Origin of the sequence: Francisella sp. Scap27, from assembly GCF_013394105.1 — a bacterium.
GTDB lineage: Bacteria > Pseudomonadota > Gammaproteobacteria > Francisellales > Francisellaceae > Francisella > Francisella adeliensis.
In genome coordinates, this window is record NZ_CP041326.1 from 583,207 (window position 1) to 595,391 (window position 12,185).

Here is a 12,185-nt window from a genome sequence, read left to right on the forward strand (position 1 = left end):
AATGTCGAGCGATAATGACTTAATAAAAAAAGAAAAAAGTTCATTTATGAAAAAATTTATATCAAGTATTTTCAATATAAAAGATGAAAATGATCTTATTGATATAATCGAAAAAGCCACTGACAATGAGGTCATAGATAAATCGTCTCAAAGCATGATTCTTGGAGCTATGAAAATATCATCTCTTGACGTGGGTGATATTATGATTACTCATACGAAAATGGTTTCTATTAACATGTCGATGTCAGTCAGAGAAATGCTTGAGAAAACTATTGGTTCAACTCATACTCGTATACCTGTTTATTGTGAAAATAAAACAGAAGTTCTAGGGATTTTACACTCAAAAGACCTGTTAAAGTTAATTTTTGACATAGAAATACTTGGCGCTGTAGAGAAACAACTTCAAACTAAAAATATTCAAAATATTCTTCGCCCTGCAATATTTATCCCTGAAACTAAAAAACTTAACTCAATGCTTAAAGATTTTAAAAATAGTCAAAACCACCTAGCAATGGTAGTCGATGAATACGGTGCAATTTCTGGTTTAATAACTATAGAAGATATTTTAGAAGAAATTGTCGGTGATATAGAAGATGAGTTTGATACTATTGATGAAAATATTTCTAAAATAGCAGATGATAAGTTTTTAGTTGATGCTACAACAGCTATTGAAGATTTTAATGAGTATTTTAATACATCCATAAACGATGAGAATGATTTTGATACTATTGCTGGAATGATTATTCAAACACTTGAGTATCTCCCTGCAAAAGGAGATAGCATCGTTGTAGATGGCTTTAAATTTACTGTTCACGAGGCAGATAATCGCAAAATCATAAATGTACTAGTTGAGAAATTTAAAAAATAATGAAAAACAAACTACTTAAATCAATCTTTATAATTTTAAGTGGTGCTGTCTTAACACTCGCTTTTGCACCATTTCGTATTGATATACTTGCTATAGTTGGACTATGTATATTTTTTTATTTACTTAATAACACTACAAGCCTAAAGCAAGCTTTTTTCAACTCGTTGCTTTTTGGCATAGGCTTCTTTGGCACTAGTATTTCTTGGGTTTATGTTTCTATACACTTATTTACAGAATCAATAGCCGCAGGTACAGCAGCAGCTATAGCATTAGTCATACTCCTAAGTTTTTTACATATTATTCCTTTTGCAGTTTGTAGTTACTTACTAACAAAAAGCTCAAAGAACTATATCAAACTTATTGTATACCCTGCTCTTTGGACACTTTTTGAAATTGTAAAAGCAAACCTGCTTTGGGGTGGCTTTCCATGGGTTTCTATTGGGTATTCACAAACAGAATCTCCATTAATATGGTTTGCAAATATTGGTGGCGTTTACCTTGTAAGTTATGTAGTGGCTTTTATCTCATGTTTGATAGTATTTTATATGCTACCAATCATACAAGACAAAAAACTAAAGAAACCTCTAATTGCAATTTTCATAATTGGGTTACTATACTTATCAGGAACTATAATTTCTAGTGTACAACCTGATTACAAGACAAATAAAGAGCAGAAGGTAACTCTTGTGCAAGGAGATTTTGGTCAAGGTTTCAAATGGGAGCGAGATAATTTCATAAAAATGAAAGCATACTACAAGAAAATCGCTGAGCAACATCAAAACTCTCTGATTATTCTTTCTGAAAATGCTGTAACTTCTTTTCGCCAATATCAAGTTCCGTACTTTAATGAGCTTACAGATATAAATATCGAAAACAATAATGCTATGCTAGTTGGTTCATTAAATCTTCAAAAGGTTAGTGATAGTACTTCACACATTTATAATAGCTCTATAATTGTCGGTAATGGTCACGGAGTATACAACAAACATCACCTAGTACCATTTGGTGAATATTTCCCAATCAAATTCTTTGGCTATGTAGACAGTGCAGGTCTTAGTAATTTTAATCAAGGAAAATACATACAACCATTAATGGATGCTTTTGGTACCCCTTTAGCAAACTTCATGTGCTATGAGACAGCTTACCCTGAGCAGATCCGTGACCAATTACAAGGTGCCGGCTATATCTCAATTATAAGTGATGATTCTTGGTTCGGTGACTCTATTGCTCGTTATCAGCAGTTACAAATATCAGAGGTACGAGCGATAGAAAACTCTAAATTTGTACTGTCCACAACAAGTAACGGCATTACAGCGATTATTGCTCCTGATGGTACTATCACTCATCAGATACCTAAAGATATTCGTGCTAATCTTGAAGGTAGTATATATATAAACCATTTTACTACTATATGGACAATATTAGGAATGAGCTTAATATATCTACTTATAATCGGCTCTATCGGCTTAACTGTAATAATAAAAACAGTTGAAAGAAAATCTTAATCTTTTTTATTAACTGCTACATTTGTAAGATATACACCTAAAAACACTACACCACCAAAAAGCAAGGCTAGCATCGAGATTGTTTCCCCACAGAAAATAAAACCGATTAAAATGACTAAAAATGGCAACATATTTTGGAAAACTGCAGTCTTATAAACACCTATCTCTTCTAATGCACCTAAATACCATACATAAGCGATAACAGTAGCGAAAACTGAGATATAAAGTATGCTAGCCCAAAATGTAAAATCAGTATGATCTATTTGCGAAAAATCAGATTTAAATCCACATATCACACCAAACATTAGCATTCCTACTATAGCTCCATAAGTATTTATAGTGATCATCTGAACACCTTCTCGAACACAACACTTACCAAGAATAGCATATGATGCAAAACAACAAACGGCTAATATACTAAGAACTTCTCCAAAATTTATCTCAATACCATTAAGACATTGAGAAACATCTCCACCTGCTGAAAACATCACAACACCTACAGTCCCAAGCAATGCTACTAAAATCCCTGCTTTAGCCTGACTATTTATATATAGTTTAAACACTATACAAGATGCTACTGTAATCAGACAAGGTGAGAAAGCATATATAATTGCAACGATATTCCCAGAAATAAGTTTTTCAGCCCATAAAAATGTAAGGTTGTACAAAAACACACCAAAGAAACCTACAGCTATAACATATAACCATTGCTTTATATTTAGTTTAGGGAAAAAAGTTTTAGTATAGTGATAATGCACCAATAAAAATATAATGGATGCAAAAAGATAGCGGAAGAAGCCAACTAAGTAAAGATCCACATAACCTAATGGAATAGGAGCTATGTGATATAGACTAGCCCAAAAAGTAAGAGCAAGCATTATTTTGCTATAGCCCTTAATTAGATTTTTATTCATGTTATTATACGTGTTATTTATTTTGTATCAGATACTCTACTATATCTGGGTTCAATAGTGTAGAAATATCACCAAAATTATCATAATCAGAAGCAGCGATTTTTCTTAAAATTCTACGCATAATTTTACCTGAACGAGTTTTTGGCAGCTCTGGAGTAAACTGTATAACTTCAGGTGATGCTACTGGACCTATTTCTTGTCGTATGTATTTAGTTAAACTTTTTCTAATTTCAGCAAAATCCTCTTCTGAACACTTACTACTATCTTTTAGTATACAGTAAACATATATTGCTTCGCCTTTAATTTCGTGAGGCATACCTACAACAGCACTTTCTGCTACCTGCGGATGAGTGTTTAATGCAGATTCTATCTCAGCTGTTGCCATTCTATGACCAGAGACATTAATTACATCATCCATGCGACCTTCTATCCAGATGTAACCATCTTCATCACGTCTAGCTGCATCTCCTGAAAAATAAAATCCCTTAAAGCTACTAAAGTAAGTCTGTAAATACCTATCATGGTCACCATAAATAGTTCTGGCCATTCCCGGAGTAGCTCGCCTAATACATAAAGCTCCCTTTCCAATACCTTCTATTTCGTTACCATCAGTATCAAGTAAAGCTACATCAACACCAAAAAATGGCTTTGATGCTGACCCTGCTTTTAATTTATGAGCCCCAGGTAAAGGAGCTATCATATGGCCACCAGTCTCTGTTTGCCACCAAGTATCAACTAATGGTGCTTGATTATTACCACCTTTCTCGACGAACCAATTCCATGCCTCAGGATTTATTGGCTCACCTACAGAACCTAATACTCTAAGTGATTTTCGTGTTGTATTTTCAAGATACTGATCACCAACCTTCAATAGTGATCTAACAAGTGTTGGTGCAGTATAAAGTATGCTAACATTATGCTGATCTACTTCTTGCCATAGTCTTGAAGCATCTGGATAAGTTGGAACACCTTCAAATATAACAGATGTAGCACCATTGGCTAAAGGGCCATAAACCACATAAGTATGTCCTGTTATCCAACCAATATCTGCTGTACACCAATACACATCATGATCTTTATAGTCAAATACAAGCTTATGAGTCATGCTCGCATATACCAAATATCCACCACTAGTATGAACTAGCCCTTTAGGTGCACCTGTTGAACCCGATGTATAAAGCATAAATAATGGTGTTTCAGCCTTAAAAGACTTTGGCTCATGCTCATTAGAAACCTTTTTAAGCTCTTCTGCATAGCAAATATCTTTTTCAGCATTCCATGTAATATTCTCTGTCTCAGTATTTTGTACAACTAGTACTTTTCTGATTCCATCAACTTCCGATACTACTTTATCAACACCAGCTTTCATTGGAATTCTCTTACCAGATCTTACAGCTTCATCTACTGTTATAATAAAGTCACTTTTTGCATTAATAACTCTTTGCTTTAATGATTCTGCTGAAAAACCACCAAACACTACCGAATGTATTGCACCAATTCTTGCACAAGCTAGCATAGCGTAAATCGACTCTGGCACAAGTGGCATATATATAGTAACAACATCACCCTTTTTAACACCATTTGCTTCAAGAATATTCGCCATTTCACAAACACGATGATATAGCTCACGATATGTTATTTTACGAGATTTTTTAGGGTTATCTGCTTGCCAGATAAAAGCCACTTGGTTAGCTCTTTCAGGTAAATGTCTATCTACACAGTTATAACAAACATTTAGCTCACCATCTTCAAACCATTTTATATCGACCTTATCAAAACTGCTATTGCAAGCTTTTGTAAATGGCTTATCCCAATGCATACGATTAGCTTGCTTTGTCCAGAAATGCTCCGGATTTTCAAGAGATTCTTTATAAAGCTTCTCATAAAGATCATTATCTATATATGATTTTTCAATAAATTCTTTTGATACCTGAAATTTTGAATATGACATGTTTATTACTACAAAATAATTTGCACATGATTTCATAGTAGCATATTTATTTTGCTAACTGAAGTTAGTAATGTTAAGGATACTTATATTTTTTTCTTTAGATTTCATAGATGATTTAACCTATTTGCATTAGTGCAATAAGGCTATTGATTTGATGCAAATGTATTTACTTAAAATATAGGCTACCTATTTTCGAGGTAATCTTTAAATTTATCGCCTAATTCTTTATGTTGTAATGCAATTTCATAGTTTGCAATTAAGAAACCAAGCTTATCACCACAATCATAACGAGTGCCTTTAAAATCATGTGCTATAATTTTTTCTTCAAGATCAACAAGCTTAGCAATCGCATCCGTTAATTGTATCTCTCCACCAGCACCTTCTGATGTAGATTCAAGACACTTAAAAATCTTATTTGGCAATAAATAACGTCCAACTACAGCTGTAGTTGAAGGGGCTTTTTCTGGAGCTGGTTTTTCAACTATTGCTTTAATTATATTTTCATCATTTTTAGCAACTATACCATATGAGTCTGTTTTATTTTTAGCTACTTGTTGAGTCGCAATACAACCTCTTATATCTGTACCCTCAACAGTTTTTACCATCTGTTTTAAAGCACCAGTACCACAATTATGATTATAAATAAGATCATCAGGCAATATAACTGCAAAATCTTCTATGCCTACTAATGGTTTTGCACATAGCACTGCATGCCCCAAACCTAAGGCTTCAGGTTGACGAACAAAAAAGAAGCTAATATCTTTAGGAACAATATTTTTAACCATCTCTAATAATTCATATTTTTGCTTTTTTTCTAATGAATATTCTAACTCAAAGTTTCTATCGAAATGATCTTCTAATGACTTTTTATTTGAGCTTGTTACAAATATAAGTTCTTTACATCCTGCCTCAATAGCTTCTTCTACTGCGTACTGAATAAGAGGCTTATCTACTACTGTAAGCATTTCTTTAGGACACGACTTAGTTGCAGGTAAAAACCTAGTACCCCAACCTGCTACTGGAAATACTGCTTTTCTTATTTTCAATATTTTACTCCTTTATAATGGGCAATAAAGATTTACACTAATATTAAACCCTTTAAATTCAAAATTATCAATAATTTGTGAATACTTCTTAAGATCATTTGATCTCTTAACAAAAAGATCGATATTAATGACATCATCAAAATAATAAATTGACATATTTTTTTCTAAAATAAGGCTTTCTTCTAAACCATATTCTTCAAAAAATTCTGCTATAGCAGCATAAATTTCTTTTCTTGATGGTTCAAAATTCTCTAGTTTAATAACTCCATCTTCATGATCTGTAACATCAATATGTACTGTTATATCTTTAATATTCTCAATGTTGTGATAAATATTACTCTTAACAATTTCTGCAAAATAATGCCCCTCTGAAGCTGTACTATATTTATCTACTATTACATGAACATCAAGCATGATTTTGCCTGCCATTTTTCTAGTTCTCAGATAATGAAAATCTTCAACACCTTCAGTATTAGCTATTATTTCTCGGATTTTAGCGTTTGTTTCTTCATCAACACCCTCATCAATAAGTTCAGAAACGGCTGAATATCCCCATTTCACACCCATCTTCACAATCATATAACACACGATAAACGCAGCTAAAGCATCCATCCAAGCGTAGCCATATAATGCACCAGCAAGACCAACTAATACAACAACAGATGACCACATATCTGAACGGCTATGCCATGCATTTGCTCTGAGCATGTCTGAGTCAATTTTATTTGCAGCTCTCATTGTATACTGGTAAATAAACTCGTTTCCAAATACAGAAAATATTGCGGCATATACTGTAAACTTATCTGGTGTAGTGTATCCACCATCAATAAGAACAGACAATGAGTGATAAACTATCATAAAACCTGCAGCTATAAGTAGTGCAGATATAACTAATGTTGCTATCGTTTCAATTCTTTCATGTCCATAAGGATGATTTTCATCCTCTCCAATACTTGCATATTTAGCTGCAAATAGAACCATCACATCACTTATAAGATCTGATAGTGAATGTACGCCATCAGCAAATAATGCTGGTGATCTACCAACTATCCCTATTAACATCTTCACAAATGCTAATAATGCATTTATAAACATTCCAACTATTGTAACTTTTTTCGTAATTTTATATCTATCTTCTGACATGATTTAATTATATTCTCTTGAGTGTTTGTAAATATTTTTTTAGCTTTATTTGTGTTTTTTTTAGTCTTTAGTCATTACAGCTTTAAATAGTATAACATGAGCTACTATAGAAAAAACTATAGTTCCAACCCACCATAGCAAAGGACTAGTCAAACCATGAACTGTAACAAAATATGCAGCATATATTGAAATCAAAAATTGTAGTGTTGCCATCACCAAACCAGGATTCCAACTTTTGCGTTTAACACCTTCTGCTATATGTGTCAGGCAATTCATTATACTAAATATTATGATTAGCAAACCAAAACCTATATTTATAAAACTTAACGCTCCAAATATAGCAAATGCTAGCCATACCATCAAAATATTTATCCAGAAAATTTTCATATCAGTAAGCTTTTCTTTCCCTATAGGAAGATCCATAACTTTTTGATTCATAAAGTCTTTAAACCCACCTGGGATATAATGCTCTTCTGTCTGATGAAATAAGTATAATGGAATATTCAACAAAGCCCAAAAATGAGGATCAGTCAAAGAAAAATTTATAAATAAAAGAGTTATAAAAACTATTCCTGCCCACGGAGTTATTTTTGCCCAATTTTGATTTTTTGCTAAGAAATTAATCATATGAAATCACTGTTCTACAATTTTGGATAAATAATACATTGAAAGGTATATTTAGGCTATATATTTTTAGAGCTTAATAGAGTTTAAATATAAAAAAAATAAAAATAACTATTTACAAATACATTTAAAGAAATATAATACATGAATGAAAATACATAAATAAAAATGTATGTATTAAACCTAAATTATAGAGAGAATTATTATGTCTACCAAAAAACAAACTAACTGGACATTTTTAACAAATCATTCTCATATTCTCTATCTCATTAATAGTAATCCCAAAATTACTATTAGAGATATGGCTATCAAGGTTGGAATCACTGAAAGAGCTGTCCTAAATATTCTAGGTGACCTAACTGAGACTGCCTATCTAAAAGTTACCAAAGAAGGTAGAAATAATTGCTACAGCATAAATAAAGATAAAAACCTTCGTCATCCTATAGAAGAGCATTGCACAATTAAAGATTTTTTTGATGCTATTGGTGAATTATAATTATTTACGAGAAGTCTTTTAACGATACTGTCAATTACAAAAACTATCAATAATAAATACCTAATTTTGCTGAGAAGATACTCTTAAAAGAGTAACTATTATAAAACCTATCTTTTTTCCACTTCAATTTTTGTGATTTTTCTAAACCCTTGTGGTAGAAGAACTCCTCCACCAGAGGCTTTATCAGTTGAGTAAGTATCAATATTTTTATTATCAATACGAATAAATCTTTTGCCTGCTTTTAGGATTACTTCAGTGTTTTGCGGATCAAAGAATTTGATAAACTTAAGTTTATCTTTTTTATCTAATTTAATAATTGACTTACCTTTTCCTCTTTTCATAATAGCAAAACTAGCAAAATCACGAATTACCGCTCGACCCTGAGAACTTAGAAGAAGTACTTTTAGAGAACTATCAAATGGCTCAAATTCACTAACCTCATTAGCATCAAAAATGTTTTTCCCTGTCACTTTATTTACTATCAGATCATTAGCTGGGATAACAAAACCTTTACCCTCAGTACTTGCTAGTAAGAAATACTCAGCAGAATTTACAAATGATACACCTATAATCTCATCATCTTTATCCAATGGAATATAAGTAGTAATATGCTCTCCATAACCACGAGCTGAAGGTAATTTATCTATAAACATAGAGTATGATTTACCTAGCTTAGAGAAAAATACAACCCTAACATTACTGTTGCCTGATGCAGCTAAATAATGACTGTCTTCGGGCTTATAGTTTAAACCTGTTGGATCAATATTTTCACCTTTAGCACATCTCAACCAACCAGCCTTAGAAAGTAATACTGTAACTTTTTCATTAGGTATGAGATCTTTTTCTTCCAGAGCTTGAGCCTTTTCAACAGCAATTATCTTAGAGCGTCGTTCATCACCAAAGTCTTTTAAAATCTGCTTAAACTCTTTTTTCATTAGATTTTTGAATTTAACTTCACTATTTAAATAACCCTCTAAAAGTTGTTTTTCTTTCTCGAGTTCTTGTTGTTCTTTTCTTATTTCAAATTCTTCAATTTTAGCTAACTTTCTCAAACGAATATTTAAAATTGCTTCTGCTTGAATTTCAGATAATGAAAATCTAGTTTGTAATTCGGCACTAGCATCGTCATAATTACGGATTATCTCAATAACTTCATCAATATTTAAAAATGCTATAAGTAAACCTTCTAGGATATGAAGCCTAGCTAGAACCTTATCTAAGCTAGTTTGTAATCTTCTACGTAATGTAAGTTTACGATACTCAAGCCATTCTTGTAGAATAGCTAATAAGTTTTTAACTCTAGGACGATTATCAAGTCCTATCATATTCATATTTACACGAAAACTTTTTTCTAAATCAGTGGTTGCAAGCAAATGCCCCATTAATTTAGCGATATTTTTCTTAGTAGTGCCCGAATAAAGTACAATTTTTATAGGATCTTTATCGTCAGATTCATCTTGAATGTTTTTTATCCAACTAATTTTTTGAGCCTTTAATTGGTTTGCTATCTGCTCCATCACATTTGCACTAGCTACTTGGTGAGGAAGTTTTGAGATAACAACATTTCCATCATTATCAAAATCATAAACTGCTTGTTGCTTTATAGAGCCTGCACCAGCTTTATAAACTTCAGCAATTTCCTCTTTAGAGGAGATGATATTTGCACCACCAGGATAATCTGGAGCTGAAACTATCTCTAAAATTTCATCGATATCTGATTTTGGTTTAGAAAGTAAATGCAAACACGCATTTATAATTTCTGTGATATTATGCGGCGGAATATATGTAGACATTCCTACAGCGATTCCCATTGCACCATTAAGTAAAATATTTGGTACTTGGGCAGGTAACAACTCTGGTTCGTCCATTGTACCATCAAAGTTTTTCTTCCAGTTTACTGTGCCTTTTTTAAGCTCTTCTAAAAGCAAGGTTGCATACTTAGACAAACGCGACTCCGTATAACGCATTGCTGCAAAAGACTTAGGATCATCAACAGAACCCCAGTTACCTTGCCCATCTATAAATGGATAACGGTACGAGAACCCTTGGGCCATAAGCACCATTGCTTCATAACAAGCACTATCACCATGTGGGTGATATTTACCAAGTACATCACCCACTGTACGAGCTGATTTTTTGTACTTAGACAAGTGACTTAAACCAATCTCACTCATTGCGTAAATTATACGCCTTTGTACAGGCTTTAAACCATCTGAGATATGAGGTAGAGCTCTATCTAAGATCACATACATTGAATAATTCAGATACGCTTTCTCAGAAAATTCACCAACTGTTTGCTGATTTTCTAAACTTGAAAATAAATCCATTGATTATTTTACGAAATTTTATATATAGTTGCTGTAGATTATATATTAAGTATAGTTTCGATGCTATGAAATTTGAAACGGTGATTAGCATACCTTCTTACATAAAAGATATAATCATTGTTCTGCTTCTAGAAAAAGTTATACTTTCATTTTATTCAGCTAGCTTAACTCGCACTCTATTATTGCCAATAGTTTGGTTATTTAACTTCTTAATTGCAAACTTTGCATTTTCTGGCTTAACCATATCTACAAAACCAAAACCTTTAGATTCTTTACTAATTGAATCCATGACTAAATCACAAGATTCAACATCTCCAAAAGTACTAAATAATTTATTTAATTCTTCTTCTGTCGTTTTACGATCTAAATTACGTATCAGTATTTTCATATATATCCATTGGTTAAATATTCGTTTTATGAGATATAAGTATACTAAGTATTCTGTAACAAAAGTAATTACTTTTAATTAAAGAAACAAATCGTAATTCTGTCTTCAAAGTAAAAAATTATAAATCTACCAATAGAATTTATTTTTCACTCTAAAGAAAAGTCTTCAGGCCAAATAAAATAACCCCCATAGCGATTTTTCTTGGCTTCAGCTCCTATTTTAAGGCCTTTATCTGTTAAAGTTTGAACTTCATCCTCAGTAGTTATGTATCCTAACAAAACCATCTTATCTAAAAATTCTGGGGTTTTAAGCTTAAGCTTACTTGCTAACTTAGAAGATGTAATTTTAGCTGTCTCATTATCTTCTTCGGCTAAGTTTGAACTAACGACGACATCTTCTTGTTTGGGTTTCTCAATTTTCTGTAATGAAATTCTAACTTCATCACTAATCCTAATAATTCTTTGAGCCTCTTCGTATGTTTCACGATACATATCAGCATCATCTTCTCGTGATATATGTACACCCATTTCATTATTATTAACTTGACTAAATTCATATAGGTTTAAACTAGTAATTATGCAAGAACTTTCATTCATATAACATTTTGCATGTAAATTTTTACAAAAGCTCGTTCTGATAAATGTAAGTTCATTTAACCAGCTTATTTCAGCAGGCTGTAATTCACTTTTACCATATACTATGCGTACATCAATCTTTAACCTATTCTTATCTTCAAGCAACTCTTTAATACGATCATTTAATTCAAGTATGGGCTTATCAAAATAAGACGATCTGATGCGCCTTTTATTAATTCTTCTAAATAGTAATTAGTCGCACTTGTGTTTAAAAATTTTGCCATAAATATGTGTTTCCTATAAGAACAAGTCTATTATAAACAGTATTATTTAAGAAATTATAATAAA

The 12,185-nt window shown here is 32.1% G+C and carries 10 protein-coding genes and 1 pseudogene; 3 read left to right on the top strand and 8 right to left on the bottom strand.

Annotated elements, in window-relative coordinates; all coding sequences use genetic code 11:
• Position 1: 1 nt before the first annotated feature.
• Both FLM55_RS02825 and lnt read left to right on the top strand, forming a co-directional pair.
• A complete protein-coding gene (locus FLM55_RS02825; RefSeq protein ID WP_178947917.1) occupies positions 2–868 on the top strand; it encodes an HlyC/CorC family transporter in 867 nt (288 codons plus the stop codon).
• Complete coding sequence (gene lnt, locus FLM55_RS02830; RefSeq protein ID WP_178947918.1) at positions 868–2,373, top strand: apolipoprotein N-acyltransferase; 1,506 nt, start codon at positions 868–870, stop codon at positions 2,371–2,373. Before FLM55_RS02825 ends, lnt begins: the two co-directional genes overlap by 1 nt.
• On the opposite strand, the gene FLM55_RS02835 is transcribed toward lnt, so the two are convergent.
• The 5 genes from FLM55_RS02835 to FLM55_RS02855 form a co-directional block, all read right to left on the bottom strand.
• The gene (locus FLM55_RS02835) at positions 2,370–3,287 is read right to left on the bottom strand and encodes a DMT family transporter (RefSeq protein WP_178947919.1); all 918 of its coding nucleotides are present in this window, start codon (positions 3,285–3,287) and stop codon (positions 2,370–2,372) included. The two genes, lnt and FLM55_RS02835, sit on opposite strands and share 4 nt — an antisense overlap.
• Positions 3,288–3,300: 13 nt before the next feature.
• Complete coding sequence (acs, locus tag FLM55_RS02840) at positions 3,301–5,238, bottom strand: acetate--CoA ligase (protein WP_112870879.1); 1,938 nt, start codon at positions 5,236–5,238, stop codon at positions 3,301–3,303.
• A 182-nt stretch (positions 5,239–5,420) separates the two neighbouring features.
• The gene (gene galU, locus FLM55_RS02845; RefSeq protein ID WP_112869652.1) at positions 5,421–6,284 is read right to left on the bottom strand and encodes a UTP--glucose-1-phosphate uridylyltransferase GalU; all 864 of its coding nucleotides are present in this window, start codon (positions 6,282–6,284) and stop codon (positions 5,421–5,423) included.
• Positions 6,285–6,296: 12 nt separating this feature from the next.
• The gene (locus tag FLM55_RS02850) at positions 6,297–7,427 is read right to left on the bottom strand and encodes a cation diffusion facilitator family transporter (RefSeq protein WP_178947920.1); all 1,131 of its coding nucleotides are present in this window, start codon (positions 7,425–7,427) and stop codon (positions 6,297–6,299) included.
• Positions 7,428–7,487: 60 nt separating this feature from the next.
• On the bottom strand, positions 7,488–8,054 hold the full coding sequence (locus FLM55_RS02855) for an HXXEE domain-containing protein (protein WP_178947921.1): 567 nt from the start codon (positions 8,052–8,054) through the stop codon (positions 7,488–7,490).
• 202 nt (positions 8,055–8,256) lie between these two features.
• Between FLM55_RS02855 and FLM55_RS02860 the strand changes: the two genes are divergently transcribed.
• Positions 8,257–8,547, top strand: coding sequence for a winged helix-turn-helix domain-containing protein (locus tag FLM55_RS02860; RefSeq protein ID WP_178947922.1), 291 nt, complete (start codon positions 8,257–8,259; stop codon positions 8,545–8,547).
• A gap of 107 nt (positions 8,548–8,654) precedes the next feature.
• Here FLM55_RS02860 and parC read toward each other — a convergent pair whose 3' ends face one another.
• The 3 genes and pseudogenes from parC to FLM55_RS02875 form a co-directional block, all read right to left on the bottom strand.
• Positions 8,655–10,874: a DNA topoisomerase IV subunit A gene (parC, locus tag FLM55_RS02865; protein WP_178947923.1), complete on the bottom strand. Its 2,220-nt coding sequence runs from the start codon at positions 10,872–10,874 to the stop codon at positions 8,655–8,657.
• Positions 10,875–11,025: 151 nt separating this feature from the next.
• Entirely contained in the window at positions 11,026–11,262 is a 237-nt protein-coding gene (locus FLM55_RS02870) for an RNA-binding protein (protein WP_178947924.1), read from the bottom strand.
• Positions 11,263–11,408: 146 nt separating this feature from the next.
• Positions 11,409–12,121 (bottom strand): annotated as a pseudogene (locus tag FLM55_RS02875) (phospholipase D family protein).
• Positions 12,122–12,185 lie beyond the last annotated feature (64 nt).